The organism is Sphingomonas jejuensis (assembly GCF_011927695.1).
GTDB classification, from domain to species: Bacteria; Pseudomonadota; Alphaproteobacteria; order Sphingomonadales; family Sphingomonadaceae; genus Sphingomonas_K; species Sphingomonas_K jejuensis.
In genome coordinates this window covers 579,710-599,816 of sequence record NZ_JAATJE010000001.1, presented here as the reverse complement: position 1 = coordinate 599,816, position 20,107 = coordinate 579,710, and the positions used below count along the sequence as shown (strand labels likewise).

Genomic DNA, 20,107 nt, shown 5'->3' with positions numbered 1-20,107 from the left:
GGCCGATAAGCAGCCGGACGACAGCACAGGCCGTCTCAGATGTAGAATCGATAGTCCGACCGCTCGATCTGCGCGTCGCTGACGTGCTTCAGCACTTTGCCCACCTGCCGGGCGGCGCGGATCGGGATCGGCAGGGCCTGGTCGAACTGGGTGGAGTTCCAGTTCATCTTCGTCAGGCCAAGGATCTCCTCGCCCAGCTGCTCGATCGGCGAGTCGCAGCTGTGCGGACGCAGCAGCAGCGGATTGGGCGTCCTGGCGCCGGGGTAGGTGCGATACCACGGCACGCTGCCGCGGGTGTAGAGCATCAGGTCGCCGCCGAGCTCTACGCCCGTCCCCCTGAAGGCCGGGTAGTTGCCCTCGCGCATCAGCATCTGGTGCGGGCTCTCCGACACCCAGACGAGGTCGCTGAACGAGATGCCCGCATCGGTCGCCGCCGCCATCATGCCGTCCGCCTCGGCCGCGTCGAAGCGCGAAGTCTTCATGATCACCAGCCGCGCAGGCAGGTGGCCGTGCTGCGCCCGATACTCCTCGAGCGACCGCACGACGAGCTGATAGGCGTCGCCGCGCTCGAGATAGGGATGCCTGTCGTGCTTGTCGTGCAGCGCCTTGCCGCCGCGCAGGATAAGGCCCCGGCCGCGCTCGTCGAACATCTGCGCGGTGCTGGTCATCAGGTTGCGACCGCCGAGGTCCTTGTAGAAGCCGATGCCCAGGAACGTCGTCTTGTATTCGCCCTCCCTGACCGGCAGCCGCCACGGCGCCCGACCGGCCTTGTAGAAAAGCGCGTTGAGCATGTTCCACGCGCGGGTCGCCGGGTCCTGCACCTTGCGCATGGTCTTGCGGATCTTGTGGGGGATCTTCGCGTGGTCGTCCCACAGCGTCGGCCACGCGACCTGCGTGGGGGCGTGCATCAGCAGCGCCCGCGCCTTGTACATGTCGCGGAAGTTGAGCGGGTCGCGGTCGTCGTCGCCATCCTCGGTGCCACCTCCGGCCTTGGCGTTGACGATCTTCGCGATCAGGTCGGTCGGCAGCGCCGCCACGATCACGTCCGGCTTGGACGACCCCTCCAGCAGGATGCGGGTCTGGTCGGCGAAGAGCTCGACCGCCGCGCCGACGGCGTCGTTCTGCTTCGCGATGCCCGTCACCTTGCGGATGTCGCCGTTCGGGATCATCCGCTGCAGCGTGTCGTCGGTGGTGAAGCCGCAGCGGAACGGGTTGCGGTTCTGGAGCCCGGGGAAAGGCGGGAAGAGGTTGGCGCGGGGGTGCGGCTTGCCATCCTTCGTCAGCTTGCCGCCGATGCCCTCCCGGCACCGCTCGAGGAACCTGGAGAAGCCGGCGATCGACTCGCCGGTCCCGATCACGCCCACGCGGATGACGTCGCCGACCATCGGCTGGAGCGGGCCGTAGTCCAGCAGCCCCGCGCGCGGGTCGATGTGGAGGCCACCGTCGCCGAACTCAAGCCTCGGCTCGGGCATGTAGATCGGGGTGAACATCAGATCATTCCCTCCTGAGCGACCCGCTCCGCCTCCTCCGGGTCCTCCTCTCGCCAAACGTCCTCCGGCACGCTGACAGGCAGCGACAGCGGCTCCAGCGGCTCGAACCCGATGCGCGGGCGGTCGTCGACGCCCTCGGCCGGATCGTCGAGAAGGGTCGGCGCCGGTGCGGTGGCCGAGGCGATCAGCAGATGGCGCCACATGATGAACTGGCCGCGGATCGCACCCGCCTTCTCCAGCTTCTTCTTGCCGGCGAGCATGATGCTGGACGCCGGATGGGTGCGGTAGCCGTCCGAGGTGAAGACAAAGGTGGGCGTGATCGACATGAACCATTCGTCGCCGATCCGCTGATAGCGCGGCACGAAGGCGTGGTGGCGCATGATGTCGTCGCGACCCTCCTTGCCGATCAGCGTCACCACGTCGGCGCTCGTCACGTTCTGGAGCGAGCGGTAGACGTATTCCCGCTTCATCCCGGGCCCCGGCGCGCGGAAGCACAGGCCGCGCGTCTCCTTGTCGAAGAAGCAGTCGCCGGACAGCTGCGCCTCGACGCTCCGGCGCAGCAGCTCGATGACGGCGTTCTGGTCGTCCACGTCGTCGAGCAGCACCACGGCCTCGGTCTCCACCGCCTCGACCGAGCCGACGTCGACGATCTCCTCCAGCACCGTGCCGCGCGGATCGCGGAACGACCAGAAGGTCCGATCGCGGATCACCCAGTCGAAGTGCATCGGCCCGTCGTGCAGCAGCATCTCCTTCACCGCCTCGCGGCCCGACTTGAACGGCGATTCCGCGACGAAGATCTCCTCCGGCAGCACCATGCGAACCAGGTTCAGGTGCGCGGGCTCGCCCGCCAGCATCGGCGGCACGTAGGTTCCGAACGTGTTCTTCTCGATCGTCAGCGCCGCGATCGCGTCGGCGGCCTTGGCGTCGAACACGTCGGCCGCCTTGTCGAAGTCCAGCCGGCGCGGCTCGTCGAGACGCCCCGCATTGACCGCCTTCCAGAACATCGTGTGATCGCTCAGACGGACCAGCACGATGATCATCGGGATATTCGACGGACCCCAATATGCGAGGTCAGCCGGCTCTAAAAGGTATTCGAATCGCTGCTCATCCTCCCCCGTGTAGCTGCCGCCCACCGTCGTCTTGACCTGCACGCCCACCCACTTCGCCAGCATCGCGTGCGTCAGCGGGTCGCGCAGCTCCATCATGCCGTCCACGCCCGTCTCCAGCCGGTTCAGGCCATGGAACGCGAACCCCATCGACGCGGCCCGGGCGGACACGAGCTGCTCGCCCTGGTGACCGTTGAGGACGTTCTGGTGGAGGCGCTTCGGTTGAGGCTGGCTCTGGAACATAGCGGGAATGTAGCAGACCGCGGCGCCGCCATGAAGCGGCTTGGCAATGCGGCAGAAGACGGTGACAATAACGGACAGAAGGACAACCGGATGATCGGCATTCTCGTATTGCTCCTGCTCGCGGCGCTGGCGGGAGTCGTCTACCCATACCTCCCCGGCGCGAGGCGCTGGCAGTTCGGCCTCGGCGCGCTGGCCGCGTTCCTCGGGATCGGCATCGCCGCACCGAACGGCGCCAAGCCCACCAACGTGCCGGCCGCGGCCGCACCGACGGCAACGCCGGCCGCACCTTCCAAGCCGTTCCTGACCATCGAGCCGCGTGCGCTCGACGCCCACCGCGTCGAGCTGAGCATCGGCACGAACGTGCCGACCCCGATCAAGGTTTCGACCAGCATCGACCTGCACGGCCAGAAGGGCACGGACACCTACGTCGGCTACAGCGAGTTCGTGACGCTCACGGCGGCGACCACGAAGGTGGTGCTGGACACGGCCAAGGCCGACAAGCCGCTGCCGGCCTCGACCTACGACGCGACCGTCAGCTTCTTCCCCAAGTGGGGCGCGGAGGGCAACCCGGCCGCGGCAGGCGTGCCCGAGCTCCACGCCGAGCGGCAGTTCCGGCTGTCGGCCTCGGGCGGCAGCGTCGCCGACACGCAGCAGCGGGACGAGCGCCGGCGCTGGATCATGGAGAACGTGATCGTCGGCACCCCGTTCGACCGGGCCGCGTTCGAGCGGCAGCTGGGTAGGGCCGAGCGCGGCCCGTCCGACCTGAACCTGCACGACGCCTTCTACTATCCCGGACCGGGCATGACGCTGCTGGTGAACCAGGTCACGCACAAGGTGGCGACGTGGAAGGACGGCAACGCCATCCCCGCGCCGAACGCGACCAGGGCCGACTTCGCCTCGCGCGGGCTCACCTGGCCGCTGACCGTGGACAGGGGCTGGCTCGGCTGTGCCGGCGACGCGGTCTGGTTCGAGGCTCCCGACTTAACCTTCTACGCTGTGAACGGCGCGGCCGCGCGGCAGTACAGGGACATCAAGCCGATATGGGCGGAAAACCAGCAGATGATGCGCGAGCTGCGGGCGGCGGGAGCGAAGGGCGGCCCGACGCTGAGGATCAACATCGGCGACCTCATCCAGGAAGGCCGCAAGCTATGCGGCTGATCCTTGGCTGAGGTGGCGGCCATGCCGCGCGGATCGCAACACGAGCTGACGGGCCGGCTCGACCGAGACGGACACGGCTTCATCCTCCGTCCTGACGGAGGCGGTCAGTGGCGGCTCGACACCGGCTTCCTCGCGGGCTGGAAGGCGAGCGGGCTCGTTGGTCGCAACGTCCGGGTCCTCGGGACGAGGGACGCGTTCAACGTGCTGGCCGTCAGCCGGATCGAGCCATCCGGATGGTGAGCGCCACCAGTCTGACGGGCGCGGCCGGCGAGCACTTCGTGATGAGCGAGCTGCTCCGGCGCGGCTACATAGCGGCGCTCGCGCCGGCAGGCGTTCCCAACTGCGACATCGTCGTCACCGACGAGATTGGCGACCGTCTCTGCGCCGTGCAGGTTAAGACCCGGAACAGCACCGGGGCCGATGACGGCTGGCACATGCGCAAGAAGCACGAGGCGCTGACCTCGCCCACGCTGTTCTACTGCTTCGTGGACTTCGCCGCGCACAAGCCGGGCGGCGCGTTCACCTACGTCGTCCCCGCCGCGATCGTCGCCGCCACGCTGGCCGAGGCGCACCAGGCCTGGCTCTCGCAGCCGGGAAAATGGGGCCAGCAGCGAAAGGACAGCGACTTCCGGCGGTTCCTGCCCGACTACGGCCACCTGAAGATGGACAAGTTGGAGGCCGGTTGGCTGGAGCTATACCGCGAGGCGTGGCACCTGCTTGGCGCAGCCGCAACCTGAAAGGCTGGCCACCGACCCCCTCGAAGATGCACATATCGGACCTGAGCCATGACCAACACATCCGAAAACCCCCTGCTCAAGTTCTGCGCACCTCGCGACGCGGGCGCCGCTTTCCTGGCGACCCACGAAGGCAGCTTCGCCATGATCGAGCCGTTGACGCCGCGAGCCGAGTCCTGGCTGCGCGCCAACGTCGACGCCGAGGCGACGTGGATGGGAAAGGCGCTGGTGGTCGAGTTCCGCTACTTCCCCGACCTCGTCGACGCGATCATCGATGCGGGCTTCCTGTTCGAGCGGGACGCCTTCCCCAACTGATCGCGGGATGGATCCGCGGGCTTCCGCCCGCCTGGATAGTCTGCGCCACGGTGTTACGCTCCAGTCCAGCGCCGCTCAGGCGCGAAGCCCCCCTTCCTGGACGATGAGCCCCAGCAGATGGCGGGTCAGCGCGTCCGCGCCGCGGCCATGCGCCAACCTCCCCCAGTCGTCCCAGCGATCGACCCTCCGGGCGAGCCAGGCGAACAGGTCGTCCCTGCCCGTCTCGTCCGTGAAGGCCTGCGACCATGAGACGCGCATCGTCGGCATGCGCGCCTCCGCCGCGATGCCGGTGAGGGTCACAAGGTGGGTGCGGCCGACGCGCTCGCGGGCGAAGACGTGGCGCCTGAACCCGACGGATCGCTCGAACTCCCTGAGCGCAGCCTCTCGGCCGCCATCTGCGCCTCGCCCCGCGGCTGCGACCGCCTCGACGACCTCGGCCATCGGCATGCGTTCCCATGCCGGCTCGCGGGTGGCCTGCAGCATCAGCATCACGGAACGGCCCTCCGGCGAAAGCGGCGCCTCCAGCGGCGCGGTCCCGAAGCTCGTCCTGTGGGCCGTGTCGAGCATCCCGATCGAACCGAGCCAGCACTGGTAGAAGCGCCAGAACAGCATGTCGCCACCGAACAGGTCGTGCCTGCGCTCGTCGCCGAGGAGCCACCGGCCGTCGATGGCGGTGAGGACCCGGGTCATCAGCTCGTGCTGCTCCGGCGCGAAGTGGACGTCAGGGAAGCCGAGTTCGCCCTCCCAGAAGGCGTCGCGCACCGTGCTCCAGGTGCGGCCGTCCTCGTCCTCGATCTCGCCCCCGCGCACGCGGAGCCACCATCCCCACGGCAGCTCGCCCGAGTGTCGATCGCGCCGGTCCACCTTCAGGCTCCCTTCTTCGGGTCGAGGCCGAAGGCGGGCAGCGGCGGGCCTTCCCTCGGCGGCACCGGCGCGCCATCGGCGATCGCGCGGAGCTGGCGCGCGAGGTTCAGGATCTCGCGCACGACGTAGGCGTCGTCCCGATACTCGGCCGCGGTCTCGGCGCCGAGGAACCTCGCGCGGTCGCCGCGATCGCCCGGCACGACGTCGTAGACGTGGTCGCACGAGAAGCCGAACCACCAGGCGTGGGCGTCACCGGGGCGGTGTTCGGTCGCGTGCTCCAGCGGCATGTACCTGACGGCCGAGGGCGGCACGTGGCAGATCCGCCTCGCCTCGGCGACCAGACGCCGGGCGGGGCTGGGACCCTCGGCGCAGATCCGCGAGTAGGTGAGCCCGCCATGCACCTCGACCCCGAGTTCCGCAGGCACCGCATTGTGATCCCATCCCCAGAGCGGATGACCGCGCGGGATGCCGACGTAGCCGCAGAGGTGGCCACCATGCGTGTCGCGCAGCATGATGCACTCGAACCCCGTCTCCTCGTCGCGCCAGCTGAGCTTGTCCGCCTCCCCCAACCAGGGGCCGTCACCCCGGGGCTTGGCGCCAGGGACGAAGAACACCTCGCTCGCGGGCACGGTGCGGTCGCGGGTGGCGTATGCCCGGCCGGTGACGAGCGTGACACCCTCCTCGCGGGTCACGTCTCCGCGCGAGCCCGGCAGCTTGTCCAAGGCGAGCGGGGAGCCGAACAACGGGGCGAGCTTGGCCTCGGGCAGCGTGGCGAGGGCCGCGGTGGTCGTCTTCGGGGTAGCGTCGATCTTCTTCTTGGTCATGGTCAGATCCTTGGTGAATGGGGAAAACCGGAGGTCGCCGTCACGCGTAGCGTTCGCGGGCCGTCATCTCGGTGAGCCTCGGACCGAGGGCGCGGGGGCGGTGCTCGGGCGCGTAGACCTCGCGCGCGAGCCAGAACTCCTCCGCCGTCAGCGCGTCGGCGGTCACCTCGCGCCACCACACCTTGGATTCGGCGTTCCAGCGGTAACCCCGGGCGCGGAGCGCATCCTTGACGCCGAAGTCGGCGCCGAACGCCTCCACGCGGACCGTCGGGCACTCGGCGCTGTCGACCAGCTCGGCCAGCACGGTGCGGCCATCCGGCAGCTCGTGGCGCAGCAGCTCGATGACGGCGTCGACGTCGTTGCCCGCGCGGTGAGCGTCGTAGAAGAAGCCGGCCTGCGAGCAGAGCCAGCCCAGGGACCTGCCCTCGAATCCCGCCGCCGCCCAGTCGATCTCGGCGCAGGTGCAGCACCACGCCCGCCCCGCGGATCCCGGCAGGCGACGCTCGACGAACTTCCTGTCGAAGGCCGCGTTGTGCGCGATGACGAGGTCGGCCGATGCGAGGAGGCGCGCGGCGGCGTCCTCGTCGATCTCCTGCCCGACCAGATCCGCGTCGGTGATGCCCGTCAGCCGCACGATCTCGTCGTCCAGCGCGCGGCCTGGATCCTCGCGCCACGACCACGCGCGGTCGATCTTCAGCACGCGACCCAGCCGGTCGTAGCGGAACCGCCTCATGGCGAGCTCGATGATCAGGTCGGTGCCGGCGTCCTTGCCGGTGGTCTCCACGTCAAGCACCAGCCCGATCGAGGTCGGCCCGCCGTCATAGTCCACGCCCGTCCTGCCCTCACGCAGGTCCAGGCGCCTGAGGACGCGGTGGCCGCCGTCGCGCTCCAGGCGCTCGACGAGATCCTCCACTCCGTTCTGCCGCAACATCGGCATTCTCCATCCGACGCGCCCCGAAGCGTGGAGCGCGTCGAACGGATTAGGAACATCAAGCGGCGGCGCGTAAAATTATTGGCGGGTCGAAGACCATTGAAATTGGACCCGCATGCTTGCGAGACAGCTCTCGCGATCCCGAATTGTAGTGTCCAACGAATCGCTTAGCCGCCCTACCACGGCGCAAGCGGCTCGGCGTCGTTCCGACTAGCTTCCGATATTCCAACATACTTCCATGTTTGACATCGGCGGCGGACACCGCCTGCACCTCCACATGCAGGTCGATGCGGTCGAGCAGCGGCCCGGAAATCTTGGTCTGGTAGTCGGCCGCGCATCTGGGCGCGCGGGCGCAAGCGAGGCTGGCGTCGCCGAGATGGCCGCAGCGGCACGGGTTCATCGCCGCCACCAGTTGGACGCGCGCGGGAAAGCTGACATGCGCGTTCGCCCGCGCAACGGACACGGTGCCGGTCTCCAGCGGCTGCCGCAGCGAATCGAGCACCGCACGCTGGAATTCCGGCAGCTCGTCCAGGAACAGCACCCCGAGATGCGCCAGGCTGACCTCGCCCGGCCGGACGCGCAGCCCCCCGCCGGTGAGCGCGGCCATCGATGCGCTGTGATGCGGCGACCGGAACGGGCGCTGCCGGCTGATGCGGCCGCCCTCCAGCGTTCCCGCGACGCTCCGGACCATCGACACCTCCAGCGCCTCCGCCGCGTCGAGCGGCGGCAGGATGCCGGGCAGGCACGCCGCCATCAGCGACTTGCCCGCGCCCGGCGGCCCGACGAACAGCAGGTTGTGTCCACCCGCCGCCGCGATCTCCAGCGCGCGCTTGGCGACCTCCTGCCCCTTGACCTGCCGCAGGTCGGGGCCGGCGTCCGGCGCGGAGGCCTCGCCCGGCAACGGCGGCGACAGGATCACGCTGCCCTTCAGGTGATTGAGGAGTGTCAGCAGGTCGGGCGCGGCGACCACCGGCACGCCGGCCGCCCAGGCGGCCTCCGCGCCCTGCGCGGCCGGACAGATCAGCCCCCTGCCCGCCTCAGACGCGTGGAGTGCCGCCAGCAGCACACCGGGCACCGGGCCGATGCGCCCGTCCAGCGACAGCTCCCCCACGACAACCGTTTCGGCCAGCGTCTCCCGATCCACCACGCCCATCGCGGCGAGCAGGCCGAGCGCGATCGGCAGGTCGTAGTGCGAGCCTTCCTTCGGCAGGTCGGCGGGCGACAGGTTGACGGTGATCCGCTTGGGCGGAAGCGACAGCCCCATCGATGCCACCGCCGCGCGGACGCGCTCGCGGCTCTCCGCGACCGCCTTGTCCGGCAGCCCGACCACCACGAACGACGGGACACCCGACGACAGCTGCACCTGAACCTCGACGGCGCGCGCCTCCAGCCCCAGAAAGGCGACGGTTGCGACCTCGGCGACCATGTTCTTCTCCCCCGCCCGCGGCTTAGAGCATGGGCGGCGGGGGTTTGGAAGCGCCCGGCGTCAGCGGCGATGGGTGCTGAGGCGCGGATCCAGCGAATGGAACACGACGTTCAACAGCCGGTCGTCGCCGTAGGCATCGCTGTTCAGCAGATGACCGTCATAGGGCCCGACCTTCACCAGGTCGCGCCCGTGCCGCCACACCATCATCAGCCCATGTTCGCCCTCCCACGCGCATCGGCATTCGATGGAGATGTAGGCGGCATCCTCGTCCATGTGCCGACGATCGTCGACGGTGATGTAGACGGGCCGGACATGATCCCAGATCTGCGCAGGAAAGGCGGGCCGGACCATGTCCAGCGGATCGTCGCCGTCGCGCGCCATCTCCTCGCAGGTTTCGCGGTAATAGGCGTAGACGTGCGGCGTGTCCTTCAGCCGGTCCTGCGGCGTCAGGGCCAGGAAGGCGGCCAGCGCTGCCCGGCACGCATCGTCGCTCGGCGGCAACTCGACCTCCATCGGCTGTCCGTCGAAATAGCCGACACCGACAACCGCGTTCCCGCTATCGCTCACCCATGTTCCCCTCGCCACCAGTCGGACCCGGCCGTCGGACGGGTGCTGCCATCTCCATCTTGACGCCCGCCCCTCCATTCGGCAATGCGCCTCCACGCAGGTCGCCCTTGTCGGCGGCCCTTTTCCGTTGACCGATCGATTTGTTGAGGAATGACCGATGAAGCGCACCTTCCAGCCGAGCAATCTCGTTCGTGCGCGTCGCCACGGCTTCCGCGCCCGTACGGCGACGGTGGGTGGCCGCAAGGTGCTGGCAGCCCGCCGGGCCCGCGGCCGCAAGCGCCTGTCGGCCTGACGCCCGTTGCCGTCGCGACGCTGACGCGTCGCGCGGATTTCCTGGCGGCCAATCGCGGCCGCCGCCAACCCACCGCCGGTTTCGTGCTGATCGTCCACCCGCGCGGTGACGGCAATCCGACGATGCGCGTTGGGTTCACCGTCACCAAGAAGATCGGGGGCGCGGTGGTGCGCAACCGCATGAAGCGCCGCTTCCGTGCGCTTGCGCGCGAACTGGTGCCGCAGCATGGGCTGGCCGGGGCCGACCATGTCATCATCGGCCGCCAGGGCGGGATCGAACGGCCAATCGACGACCTGCGCCGGGAGCTGACGCGCGCCCTCACGAAGCTCGCGCGATGAGCGGCCGGAACGCCGTCGGCAAGGCCATGATCCTGGTGATCCGCGGCTGGCAGGTCGGGCCGTCCCGCGTGCTGCCGCCGTCGTGCCGCTTCAGCCCGAGCTGTTCGGCCTATGCAATCGAGGCGGTCTCCCGCTATGGCGCCGCCAAGGGCGCGTGGCTGGCCGCGCACCGGCTGCTGCGCTGTCATCCGTGGGGTGGCTGCGGTCACGACCCCGTTCCCTGATTTTTCCGCGCCCGAAGGAGCGTTCAAGGCCTTGGACAACCAGCGCAACCTGATCCTGGCGATTGTCATGTCGGCGATCGTCCTGCTCGGATGGAGCCTGATCTCCGAACGCTACTTCCCCACCGCCGCGCCGCAGACGACGCGCGTGGAAGCCGGCAAGCAGGTCGCGCTGCCGACGCAGGAGAGCCAGCCCGCCGCCGCCGTGCGCGACCGGGTGCTGGTGCTGCGCGAAAGCCCGCGCGTGCGCATCGACACGCCGCGGCTGGGCGGGTCGATCAACCTGGTCGGCGCGCGGATCGACGATCTCGTCCTGAAATCGCACAGCCAGACCATCGCCGATGGCTCGCCCCCCGTCCGCCTCCTGTCGCCGGAAGGCGCGCCGGAGGCCTATCTGGCGACGTTCGGCTGGACGGCGGACACCGTGCGCGTGCCCGATGCGCGCACGCGCTGGACGGCGAGCGGCGACACGCTGGCGCCGGGCGCGCCGGTGACGCTCAGCTGGAACAACGGTGCGGGGCTCACCTTCGACATCATCGTCTCGGTCGACGAGAATTATCTGTTCACGGTGCAGCAGCGCGTGCGCAACGCCAGCGGCGCTCCGGTGGCGGTGCGCCCGTACAGCCTGATCGCGCGCACCGGCGCGTCGACGCATCCGGAAGACCGCGACAGCTGGACCATCCACACCGGCCCGGTCGGCTACTGGAACGGGTCGGACCAGTTCGGCACCGACTATGACGATCTGGCCATCGGGACGTCCGGGCAGCGCTTCGGCATCGCGCCGGGCGGCTGGCTGGGCTTCGGCGACAAATACTGGCTGACCGCGCTCCTGCCGGCCGCCGGGCAGACGCTGGACGCCGGCTTCTTCCAGCAGACGCCGGGGGTCTACAGCGCCGCCGCCAACGCCAACGCCGCGCAGGTGATCGCACCGGGCCAGGCCGCCGCGACGGCCACGCGGCTGTTCGCCGGCGCCAAGGAGAACAAGGTTCTCGACGCCTATCAGCGGGCCGGCATCGGCCGTCTCGACCTCGCGATCGACTGGGGCTGGTTCTACTGGTTCGAGCTGCCGATCTTCTTTCTGCTCAGCTGGCTGTTCGCGTTGGTCGGCAATTTCGGCGTGGCGATCATTCTGCTCACCTGCGTGGTGCGCGGGCTGATGTTCCCGATCGCGCAGCGGCAGTTCGCGTCCATGGCGGCGATGCGTGCGCTGCAGCCCAAGCTGAAGCAGCTGCAGGAGCGGCACAAGGACGACAAGCAGAAGCTGCAGACCGAGATGCTGGCGCTCTACAAGCGCGAAAAGGTCAACCCGCTGGCAGGCTGCCTTCCGATCCTGCTGCAGATTCCGGTGTTCTACGCGCTCTACAAGGTGCTGATGCTGACCATCGAGATGCGGCACCAGCCCTTCGCCCTGTGGATCCGCGACCTGTCCGCGCCCGATCCGCTGACGCCCTTGAACCTGTTCGGGCTGCTGCCCTTCACGCCGCCGACCTTCCTGGCGATCGGCGTGCTGCCGATCCTCCTCGGCATCACCATGTACCTGCAGTTCAAGCTCAACCCGACGCCGCCCGATCCCGTGCAGCAGCAGGTCTTCTCGATCATGCCGTGGATCTTCATGTTCATCATGGCGCCGTTCGCGGCCGGGCTGCAGCTCTACTGGGTCATGTCCAACGTGCTGACCATCGCGCAGCAGAAGTGGCTCTATTCGCGCCATCCCGCGCTCCAGGCGTCAGAAGCCAAGGCATGACGGAGGACGAGGCCGCCGACCTGCTGGAGGATGCGCGGCGGCTGTTCGCGGGGCGCGTCGACTTCCTGCTGTCCGCGCCGCAGCTCCACTTCCTGCCAGATCCGATGGTGGCGGAGGTGGCGTTTGCCGGCCGGTCGAACGTCGGCAAGTCGTCGCTGCTGAACGCGCTCTCCGGGCGCAAGGCGCTGGCGCGCACGTCGAACACGCCCGGCCGCACGCAGGAGCTGAACATCTTCGATGTCGGCGATCCGCTCACGCTCAGGCTGGTGGACATGCCGGGCTACGGCTTTGCCAAGGCGCCCAAGGACCTGGTGCGCAAGTGGAAGCACCTGGTGAACGACTATCTGCGCGGGCGGCAGGTGCTGAAGCGCACGCTGGTGCTGGTCGACAGCCGGCACGGCCTGAAGGATGTCGACCGCGAGCTGATGGGCATGCTCGACAAGGCGGCCGTCAGCTACCGGCTGGTGCTGACCAAGGCCGACAAGATCAAGCCGACCGAACTGGACGCCACCCGCGCCGCCACCGAGGCCGAAGCCCGCACCCACCCGGCCGCGCACCCGGACGTCATCGCGACGTCGAGCGAAACCGGCCTGGGTGTCCCGGAACTGCGCGCCGCCGTCCTGGAAGCAATCGGATAAGTTATTGACGCGGCGGCACCACTCATGAGGTAACTTCCCGGACGACCGGGGGGTTAGCCATGCATGCGATCAATGTTTTCTCGCCAGACTTCGACGTGGACGACTGTCTTGCCGAGATCAGGACCTGCCTTGAGCGGGGCTGGACCGGAATGGGGTTCAAGACGGACGAGTTCGAGGCTGCATTTTGCCAGTATGCCGGGCTCGATCATGCCCATTTCCTGAGTTCAGCGACCGCCGGCCTTCATCTTGCGCTGGAGGTCCTGAAGCGGGCGGACGGCTGGGCGGATGGGGACGAGGTCATCACGACCGCCCTGACCTTTGTCAGCACCAACCATGCGATCCTCCATGCCGGCCTGACGCCTGTCTTCTGTGACGTGGACGCCATGCTGTGCCTCGATCCCGATGCGATCGAGCGGGCCATCACGCCGCGAACGCGCGCGGTCATGTTCGTCGGGCTCGGGGGCAATGCGGGCCAGTGGGACCGGGTGGTGGCGCTCTGCCGGCGCCATGGCCTCCGCCTTGTTCTCGATGCAGCCCATCAGAGCGGAACGCGCCTCAATGGCCAGGCACCGGCCCGCGATGCCGATGCCGCGGTGTTCTCGTTCCACGCGGTCAAGAACCTCGGCACCGCGGATGGCGGCATGATCTGCCTGCCCGATGCCAAACTCGACGCGGCGGCGCGGCGCCTCTCCTGGCTCGGCATCGACAAGACGACGTTTGAGCGCACGGCGGCATCGGGCACCTACCAGTGGCGGTACGATGTGCCGGAGGTCGGCTTCAAATATCACGGCAACTCGGTCATGGCGGCGATCGGCCTTGTCCAGCTTCGCCGGTTGGAGCGGGACAATGCCGAGCGCCGCCGACTGGCCGGGCTCTATGATGCGCGGCTTGCACCGGTGGGCGGGATCGACCGGGTGCCGATGGCCGCTCAGTGCACGCCATCGCGCCACCTCTATCAGGTCGAAGTCGCCGATCGCGATCTGGTGCTCGACAGGCTGCGGGGCATGAACATCCACCCCGGCGTGCATTACCAGCTCAACACGCGGTTTGCGCCCTACGACCGGTTTTCGGCATCGCTGCCGCGCGCGGAGCAGGCGAGCGACCAGCTCCTGTCGCTGCCGTTGCACGTTAAGATGACCGACGGGGACGTTCAGGTCGTCTGCGACGCGCTCGCCGACGCGGTGGCGCTGCCCATGGCTGCCTGAGCCGAAACCGCAATGCGGGCGTAGCGGAGGCGGGCCGGGCGACCCGCCTCCGGACACATCAGGCGGCTTCGAACTGGCCGCTGTCCTCCAGCACGCGCAGGCGGCCGTCGGCGATGGCGAAGACAGCGCCGTGGATCTTCAGCGTGCCGGCGTCCACCCGCTCCTTCACGAAGGGGAAGGTGAGGAGGTTCTTCATGGAAACGCGGACGCATTCCTGCTCCAGCGCCTTCTGGCCCGCCTCGCCCGTGCCATGCTCGGCGACGACCTTCTCGCGCGCCTCGTCAAGCAGGTCGATCCACTTGGCCACGAAGCCGCCGTCGCCGATCCCCGCGTCCTTGAGGCTGCCGGTCAGCGCGGCGTTCACGCCGCCGCAGGCGCCGTGGCCCAGGATCAGGATCTCCTCCACGCCAAGCTTGGTGACCGCGAACTCGACGGCCGCGGACACGCCGTGGCGGCCGCCGCCCTCCTCGCAGGGGGGGACGAGGTTGGCGACGTTGCGCACCACGAACACCTCGCCCGGCCGCGTGCCGAAGATGGTGGCGGGATCGACGCGGCTGTCTGAACAGGCGATGATCATGACCTTGGGGCTCTGCCCGCCGGACAGCTCCATCCAGCGTTCACGCTCCTCCAGCCATTCGCCGCCGCGGAACCGGTAATAGCCGTCGATCATGTCCGAAAAGAGGGTCACGGTGGGTGTTCTCCTTGCCGTTTCTTGAAACAAGCGGGATCGCCGGTCCCGCGCTGGGTGGCACCTAGGTGGGCGGATCACGCCCCGCCGCAAGCCTCGATCGATCCCCGGCCCGTCCCAGCAAAGATTTGTCACGCGGGGGCAACCGTGGTTGCGGCGGGCGGCCCGGCTGCCTATCCCCGCCCGCATGATCCGCCTCGTCATCGGCAACAAGGCTTACAGCAGCTGGTCGCTCCGCGGCTGGCTGGCCGTGAAGCAGTCCGGCCTCCCGTTCGAGGAAGTCACCGTTCCCCTCTATGATGCCGAATGGGACAAGCGGCGCGGTGGGGGCGAGTTCGCGCCGTCGGGCGGCAAGGTGCCGCTGCTGTGGGACGGCGACACGGTGGTCTGGGATTCGCTCGCCATTATCGAATGGCTGGCCGACAAGGTGGGCCGCGACCACTTCTGGCCGGAGGATGACGCCGCGCGCGGGATGGCGCGGTCGATGGCGGCGGAGATGCATTCCAGCTTCGCCGCGCTGCGCCGCGAATGCTCCATGAACATCCGCGCCCGCTTCCCGTTCAAGCCGCCCGCCACCGACGTCGCGCAGGACATCGTGCGCGTGCTGCAGCTGTGGGCGGAGGCGCGGGCACGCTGGGGATCGGGCGGGCCGTTCCTGTTCGGCGCGTTCGGCGCGGCGGACATCATGTACGCACCCGTCGTCACCCGCTTCGTCACCTACCAGATCCCGGTGCCCGGCTTTGCCGCCGCCTATATGGAAGCGGTCCTGGCGCACCGCTGGATGCAGGACTGGATCGCGGCGGCGCAGGAAGAAGAATGGGTCATCGAACGCTACGAGCCGCAACCCGCCTGACCGCGGCCGGATCGGTGGCGCGCTGGCGCCTGCCCGCTCGCTAGGCAAGCCGCCCCCGCGACGCTAGGCCACGCCGGTGCCGATCGATCCCCTGCCCCTCGCCCAGGCGCTGCTGCGCGCCGACAGTGTCACGCCGGCGCGCGGCGCCGTGTTCGACGTCCTTGAGGACGCGCTGGCCGCAGCCGGCTTCACCGTCACCCGCTTTCTGGACGGCGAAGCGCCCGACGGCCCGGTCGAAAACCTGCTGGCCGTGCGCGGCACGGGCGGGCCTCACCTGGCCTTTGCCGGCCATGTCGACGTCGTGCCCGCCGGCTCGGGATGGACGCACGGCGCCTTTTCAGGGACGATCGAGGATGGCGCGCTGGTGGGGCGCGGCGCGGTGGACATGAAGGGCGCGGTGGCCGCCTTTGCCGCCGCCGCCGCCGCGACCGGCGACCTGCCGGGCACCACCAGCCTGATCATCACCGGCGACGAGGAAGGGCCGGCGGTGCACGGCACCCGCGCGCTGATGCGGCACATGGCGGATGCGGGCGTGCGCCCCGACCTGTGCCTGGTGGGCGAGCCGACCTGCGTGTCGCGCCTGGGCGACACCATCAAGATCGGCCGGCGCGGATCCGTTAACATCTGGATCGACGTGCCCGGGCGCGAGGGTCATGTCGCCTACCCGCACCTGGCCGACAATCCGGTGCCGCGCCTCGTCCGCCTGCTCGGCGCCATCGATGCGGTGGTGCTGGACGCCGGCACCGCCTGGTTCGACCCGTCGAACATCGAGGTGACGACGGTGGACGTCGGCAATCCGGCGACCAACGTGATCCCGTCCGCGGCCTCCGCACGGCTCAGCATCCGCTTCAACGACCTTCACCGCGGCGACGCGCTGGTGGAGCGGATCAGGGCGCTGGCGGCGGAACACGCACCGGGCGCGACCGTGCGCGGCGTGGTCTCCGGAGAAGCCTTTCTGACCGAGCCCGGGGCGCTGTCGGCGATCGTCTCCGACGCCATCCTGGCGGAAACCGGCAGCGAGCCCGCCCTGTCGACCAGCGGCGGGACATCGGACGCGCGATTTCTGCGCGCGCTCTGCCCGGTAATCGAGTTCGGCTTGTTGAACGCGACCATGCACAAGCGGGACGAGGCGGTGCCGGTGGAGCAGCTTCGATCGCTCACCCGCATCTACGAAGGCGTCATCCGCCGTGTCGCCGGGATCGCCCAGCTTCAGTCATAATGCTCCACCGCGTCGCCGGTGATGGCGACCCACGGGTGGCGTCGCTCTTCATAGACGGAGACGGTCGGCGGCGGAAAAGCGGGGTCCGCAAAGGCGCCGACCGCAACCATCGTCATCCCCGGCACGCCGTCGCTGCGAAAGCACAGGGTGGCACCGCAGTCGGGGCAGAAGCGGAAGGTGGCGCGCGTGCCGCTGTCGCCCGCCTGGACATAGTCCCGGTGGCGGCCCGTGATCTCCACCTGCGCATCGGGCCAGCGCGCCTGGGTCGCAAAGGCGCTCCCAGACCGGCGCTGGCAGGCGAGGCAGTGGCAGACGGAGATGCGGACCGGCTCGCCCGAACAGCGCGCCTGCAGCTGCCCGCAACGGCAGCTCGCCGTGCGGATGATGGCCTGCGCGTCAGCCGGCGCCATGGGTGGCCTTCTTCGCCGCGCCATCGATCAGCACGGCCTGCTGCCACTGTCCCGGCGCCTTGTCGGTCCGGTGGATGCAGCCGGCCCAGCAGCAGGGCCGCTTCTTGCCGTCGGTCACTTCCGCGATCGTCCGGTCGATCCGACGTCGGCGCGTGGCCGGCTGCTTCGCGTCCTCGATCCAGCAGATGAACTCGTTGCGGCCGAGCGGCGTCAGCGCCGCCCACCGCGCCATCACCCCCGGGTCGGCGCGGACCGCGCTGCGGAGGTCCTCTGGCGCCCGGTGCGCCACACCATCGGGGAAGTCGTCTGCCACAGCACCTCCGGGGCCGCGCGAACGGCCGTGTCGCTGTCGCAGACTAGCGGATCATCCGGCCCTGTCGATGCGACACCTCACGCGCGTCGCCGCCGCATGACGATGTAGAGCGCGCCCGATCCGCCATGGCGCGGATGGGCACCGCGGACGGCGGCGATCGCCCCCGCATGGCGGGACGCCGCCAGCCAGTCGCCCACGGCCCGCGCGATCGCGCCGCGCCCGGATCCGTCGCGGCGCGCCTTGCCGGTGACGAGCAGCACCAGCCGGTGTTCGTCCCGCACGGCACGGTCGAGCGCCGCGTCCAGCGTGGCATGCGCGGTGGAAAGCGTGTGGCCGTGCAGGTCGACCGTCATCGACGGTTCGGCGATGCCGCGGCTCAGCCGGCGGTCCCACCCGCCGTCCAGCGTGTTGGCCGGGGCGCGGGCCGGCTTCTTCTGATCGGGGATGCGCGCGGGAGGGATCGGGGGCGCGACCTTGGCCGGCTTTGCCGCCGGTTTCGGCGGCGGGGCGGTCGCTGCCTTCGGCGCTGCGGATCGCGGCTTCAGCGGCTCCAGCGGCCGGATGGTCGCCACCACCCGCGCCCATAGCGTCGCCTCGTCAGCGTCCAGCCGCCGCATCGCCCCGCCCCAGCCGTGCCGCCGCCGCGCGCGGGATCAGCACCAGCGCCCGGCCCCGGCTGGACATCGACCCCGCCGTCGCCTGCGCCGCCGCGCCCGCACCCCAGAAGGTGTCGAAGCGGTTGGCACCGCGGATCGCGCCGCCGGTGTCCTGCGCCACCCACAGCCCGGTTGCGGCCGGCGTCTCCGCCTCGATCAGCACGGGCGCGCCAAGCGGCGTGAACCGCGGATCGGCGGCGACGGTGGCGTTGGGGGTTACCGCGACCCCCATCGCGCCGATCGGCCCCGGTCCGGTCAGTTCGCGGAAGAAGACAAAGGACGCGTTTTCGCGCATCAGCGCGCGGCCGCGTGCCGGGTCGGCGCGAAGCCAGCCGACGATCTCCGCCATGCCGATGCCGGGCGGAAGCTCGCCCCGCTGCCGCAACAGGGCGCCGATCGCGGTATAGGGATGGCCGTTCTGGCCGTCATAGCCGATGCGCAACACGCCGCCGTCCGGCAGGCGAAGGCGCCCCGATCCTTGGATCTCCACAAAGAACAGATCGACCGGATCGGCCGCCCAGGCCAGTTCCAGCCCCTGGCCGGCCAGCGCGCCGTCCTCGATCTCGCCGCGGCTGAAATGCGGCACCACGCGCCTGTCCTGCAGCCGGCCCCGCGCCCGCCGCCCGTCGGTGCGCGTCTCGACCAAGTCGGGCGGGCGGCGATAGACCGGCACCGCATAGCCGGCGGACGGGGCGCGCGACCCGGCGATCTCCGGCTCGTAATAGCCGGTGATGAAAGCATCGCCGCCGCCGACGCGGACGGCGGCGAACTGGTTCGCGAAGAAGCCCGGCTCACCGCCGGGCGCGACGGTGGCGGCGGCGGCGCAGGCCTCCCGCCAGTCGCCGGGCTGCGTCAGGCCGGATTGGTCGGTGCGCCGTTCAAGCGCGCGGCAGCTGGTGCGGAATGCGGAAAGCGCGCGTGCGGCGTCGAGCGGGATCGGCGCGCCTGCGACCACCTCCACCCCTGCTTCGACCGCCGTGGTGCCGACGGGTGCGGGCGGCGCGGCCGGTGGCGTGGGGGCGGGCGTCGGTCGGGGTGCGGCGGTGGGCGCCGGTCGCGGCTGCGCGGCCGGCGGCGGCGTGCGCGGTGCGACGCAGCCTGCCAGCAGCAGGGCGCCCGTCGCCGCCGTCGCGGCCGCCAGGTGCCGGATCACGACGCCTCGTCGGTTTCGACGAGCAGCCAGTTGGGATCGTTGGACTTCAGCGGGCGCGCGAAGGTCCATACGTCGTGCGTCGGCACGGCATCGTCCATCGAGCCGTTGATCACGTTGCCGGCGCTGTCGCGGGTGACCGCGGCGATGTCCGCATCGAACCGCACGGTGATGCGGGCAGTGCGCCCTTCCACCGACGCGGCCGAGATGACCGCCTTCTCGATCGTGACCAGCCGGTTGTCGAGCACCTCGCCCGCCGCGCGGCGCGCCGCGATCGCTTCGGAAAAGCTCTCGCGCACGTCGGCGTCCGTCAGCCAGCCGAGCTGTTCCTCATCGCCCTTCCAATAGGCCTCGAGGATCATGCGATAGGCGGACTTGGAGCCATCAAGGAAGGCGGCGGCGTCGAAGCCGTTCTCCGCCTGCGCGATTTGGCGAAGGCCGGCGGCGGCGCCCGGTTCGACGCTGCTGTCGAGCGCGATCAGCCCGTCCTTCGGCGGCACGGCGTCGGTCACCGGCCGGGTCGCGCCCTGCGTCACGGCCCTGTCCTCCGCCTGCGTCGGGAACGACTCTTCGTGCCCGGACCGCTTGCCGAGCACCATGTAGAGCCGGAGCGCAAGAAACGCTGCCACCATGGCGATGAGAACGACTGCGACCACTGCAACTCCGATCCGCGAACGAGCGAGGCGACAACATAGGGCACAGCGGCCGCCACTTCAAACGGC

The 20,107-nt window shown here is 69.8% G+C and carries 25 protein-coding genes; 12 read left to right on the top strand and 13 right to left on the bottom strand.

Annotated features, from left to right (window positions below; all coding sequences use genetic code 11):
• Positions 1 to 35: 35 nt before the first annotated feature.
• A complete protein-coding gene (locus GGR88_RS03035; RefSeq protein ID WP_167952873.1) occupies positions 36 to 1,490 on the bottom strand; it encodes an argonaute/piwi family protein in 1,455 nt (484 codons plus the stop codon).
• A complete protein-coding gene (locus GGR88_RS03030; protein WP_167952871.1) occupies positions 1,490 to 2,839 on the bottom strand; it encodes a DUF4365 domain-containing protein in 1,350 nt (449 codons plus the stop codon). The genes GGR88_RS03035 and GGR88_RS03030 overlap by 1 nt, the downstream gene beginning before the upstream one ends.
• A 90-nt stretch (positions 2,840 to 2,929) precedes the next feature.
• Between GGR88_RS03030 and GGR88_RS03025 the strand changes: the two genes are divergently transcribed.
• From GGR88_RS03025 to GGR88_RS03010, 4 genes are read left to right on the top strand one after another with little or no spacing between them, the layout of a single operon-like run.
• Positions 2,930 to 3,997 (top strand): hypothetical protein, encoded by a 1,068-nt coding sequence (locus tag GGR88_RS03025; protein ID WP_167952869.1) that lies wholly within the window; start codon positions 2,930 to 2,932, stop codon positions 3,995 to 3,997.
• Between the two features lie 21 nt (positions 3,998 to 4,018).
• On the top strand, positions 4,019 to 4,237 hold the full coding sequence (locus tag GGR88_RS03020; protein WP_167952867.1) for a DUF5818 domain-containing protein: 219 nt from the start codon (positions 4,019 to 4,021) through the stop codon (positions 4,235 to 4,237).
• Complete coding sequence (locus GGR88_RS03015) at positions 4,231 to 4,734, top strand: hypothetical protein (protein ID WP_167952865.1); 504 nt, start codon at positions 4,231 to 4,233, stop codon at positions 4,732 to 4,734. The genes GGR88_RS03020 and GGR88_RS03015 overlap by 7 nt, the downstream gene beginning before the upstream one ends.
• Positions 4,735 to 4,782: 48 nt before the next feature.
• Positions 4,783 to 5,046, top strand: coding sequence for a hypothetical protein (locus tag GGR88_RS03010; RefSeq protein WP_167952863.1), 264 nt, complete (start codon positions 4,783 to 4,785; stop codon positions 5,044 to 5,046).
• A gap of 75 nt (positions 5,047 to 5,121) precedes the next feature.
• Here the strand turns inward: GGR88_RS03010 and GGR88_RS03005 are convergent, their stop codons facing one another.
• The 5 genes from GGR88_RS03005 to GGR88_RS02985 are packed head-to-tail and all read right to left on the bottom strand — an operon-like array spanning position 5,122 to position 9,658.
• Positions 5,122 to 5,910: a hypothetical protein gene (locus tag GGR88_RS03005; protein WP_167952861.1), complete on the bottom strand. Its 789-nt coding sequence runs from the start codon at positions 5,908 to 5,910 to the stop codon at positions 5,122 to 5,124.
• A gap of 2 nt (positions 5,911 to 5,912) precedes the next feature.
• Complete coding sequence (locus GGR88_RS03000; RefSeq protein ID WP_167952859.1) at positions 5,913 to 6,734, bottom strand: hypothetical protein; 822 nt, start codon at positions 6,732 to 6,734, stop codon at positions 5,913 to 5,915.
• Between the two features lie 40 nt (positions 6,735 to 6,774).
• Entirely contained in the window at positions 6,775 to 7,665 is an 891-nt protein-coding gene (locus GGR88_RS02995) for a 3'-5' exonuclease (RefSeq protein ID WP_167952857.1), read from the bottom strand.
• Between the two features lie 58 nt (positions 7,666 to 7,723).
• The gene (locus GGR88_RS02990; protein ID WP_245196425.1) at positions 7,724 to 9,091 is read right to left on the bottom strand and encodes a YifB family Mg chelatase-like AAA ATPase; all 1,368 of its coding nucleotides are present in this window, start codon (positions 9,089 to 9,091) and stop codon (positions 7,724 to 7,726) included.
• Between the two features lie 60 nt (positions 9,092 to 9,151).
• Positions 9,152 to 9,658: a DUF6985 domain-containing protein gene (locus GGR88_RS02985; RefSeq protein WP_209023183.1), complete on the bottom strand. Its 507-nt coding sequence runs from the start codon at positions 9,656 to 9,658 to the stop codon at positions 9,152 to 9,154.
• A 157-nt stretch (positions 9,659 to 9,815) separates the two neighbouring features.
• On the opposite strand from GGR88_RS02985, the gene rpmH reads away from it, so the two are divergent.
• From rpmH to GGR88_RS02955, 6 genes are read left to right on the top strand one after another with little or no spacing between them, the layout of a single operon-like run.
• Positions 9,816 to 9,950, top strand: coding sequence for a 50S ribosomal protein L34 (gene rpmH, locus GGR88_RS02980; protein WP_167954315.1), 135 nt, complete (start codon positions 9,816 to 9,818; stop codon positions 9,948 to 9,950).
• Positions 9,947 to 10,288, top strand: coding sequence for a ribonuclease P protein component (gene rnpA, locus GGR88_RS02975; protein WP_245196536.1), 342 nt, complete (start codon positions 9,947 to 9,949; stop codon positions 10,286 to 10,288). The genes rpmH and rnpA overlap by 4 nt, the downstream gene beginning before the upstream one ends.
• Complete coding sequence (gene yidD / locus GGR88_RS02970; protein ID WP_167952855.1) at positions 10,285 to 10,512, top strand: membrane protein insertion efficiency factor YidD; 228 nt, start codon at positions 10,285 to 10,287, stop codon at positions 10,510 to 10,512. The genes rnpA and yidD overlap by 4 nt, the downstream gene beginning before the upstream one ends.
• 31 nt (positions 10,513 to 10,543) lie before the next feature.
• A complete protein-coding gene (yidC, locus tag GGR88_RS02965; RefSeq protein ID WP_167952853.1) occupies positions 10,544 to 12,253 on the top strand; it encodes a membrane protein insertase YidC in 1,710 nt (569 codons plus the stop codon).
• Complete coding sequence (gene yihA, locus GGR88_RS02960; RefSeq protein WP_167952851.1) at positions 12,250 to 12,891, top strand: ribosome biogenesis GTP-binding protein YihA/YsxC; 642 nt, start codon at positions 12,250 to 12,252, stop codon at positions 12,889 to 12,891. Before yidC ends, yihA begins: the two co-directional genes overlap by 4 nt.
• 59 nt (positions 12,892 to 12,950) lie before the next feature.
• The gene (locus tag GGR88_RS02955; protein WP_167952849.1) at positions 12,951 to 14,096 is read left to right on the top strand and encodes a DegT/DnrJ/EryC1/StrS family aminotransferase; all 1,146 of its coding nucleotides are present in this window, start codon (positions 12,951 to 12,953) and stop codon (positions 14,094 to 14,096) included.
• Between the two features lie 58 nt (positions 14,097 to 14,154).
• Here GGR88_RS02955 and GGR88_RS02950 read toward each other — a convergent pair whose 3' ends face one another.
• Positions 14,155 to 14,784 carry a carbonic anhydrase gene (locus tag GGR88_RS02950; RefSeq protein ID WP_167952847.1) on the bottom strand — a complete coding sequence of 210 codons (630 nt, stop codon included), beginning with the start codon at positions 14,782 to 14,784 and terminating at the stop codon, positions 14,155 to 14,157.
• 190 nt (positions 14,785 to 14,974) lie between these two features.
• On the opposite strand from GGR88_RS02950, the gene GGR88_RS02945 reads away from it, so the two are divergent.
• Positions 14,975 to 15,637 carry a glutathione S-transferase family protein gene (locus GGR88_RS02945; protein ID WP_167954314.1) on the top strand — a complete coding sequence of 221 codons (663 nt, stop codon included), beginning with the start codon at positions 14,975 to 14,977 and terminating at the stop codon, positions 15,635 to 15,637.
• A 76-nt stretch (positions 15,638 to 15,713) separates the two neighbouring features.
• On the top strand, positions 15,714 to 16,856 hold the full coding sequence (gene dapE, locus GGR88_RS02940) for a succinyl-diaminopimelate desuccinylase (RefSeq protein WP_167952845.1): 1,143 nt from the start codon (positions 15,714 to 15,716) through the stop codon (positions 16,854 to 16,856).
• Here the strand turns inward: dapE and GGR88_RS02935 are convergent.
• From GGR88_RS02935 to GGR88_RS02915, 5 genes are all read right to left on the bottom strand, one after another.
• Positions 16,847 to 17,266 carry a GFA family protein gene (locus tag GGR88_RS02935; RefSeq protein ID WP_167952834.1) on the bottom strand — a complete coding sequence of 140 codons (420 nt, stop codon included), beginning with the start codon at positions 17,264 to 17,266 and terminating at the stop codon, positions 16,847 to 16,849. The genes dapE and GGR88_RS02935 overlap by 10 nt on opposite strands.
• Positions 17,253 to 17,579, bottom strand: a complete 327-nt coding sequence (locus GGR88_RS02930; protein WP_167952832.1) for a YdeI/OmpD-associated family protein — start codon at positions 17,577 to 17,579, stop codon at positions 17,253 to 17,255. Before GGR88_RS02930 ends, GGR88_RS02935 begins: the two co-directional genes overlap by 14 nt.
• Before the next feature lie 77 nt (positions 17,580 to 17,656).
• Positions 17,657 to 18,196: a Smr/MutS family protein gene (locus GGR88_RS02925; RefSeq protein WP_167952830.1), complete on the bottom strand. Its 540-nt coding sequence runs from the start codon at positions 18,194 to 18,196 to the stop codon at positions 17,657 to 17,659.
• Positions 18,177 to 19,388, bottom strand: a complete 1,212-nt coding sequence (gene mltA / locus GGR88_RS02920; RefSeq protein ID WP_342449703.1) for a murein transglycosylase A — start codon at positions 19,386 to 19,388, stop codon at positions 18,177 to 18,179. The genes GGR88_RS02925 and mltA overlap by 20 nt, the downstream gene beginning before the upstream one ends.
• A complete protein-coding gene (locus GGR88_RS02915; protein WP_167952826.1) occupies positions 19,385 to 20,041 on the bottom strand; it encodes a Tim44/TimA family putative adaptor protein in 657 nt (218 codons plus the stop codon). Before GGR88_RS02915 ends, mltA begins: the two co-directional genes overlap by 4 nt.
• Positions 20,042 to 20,107: the final 66 nt, after the last annotated feature.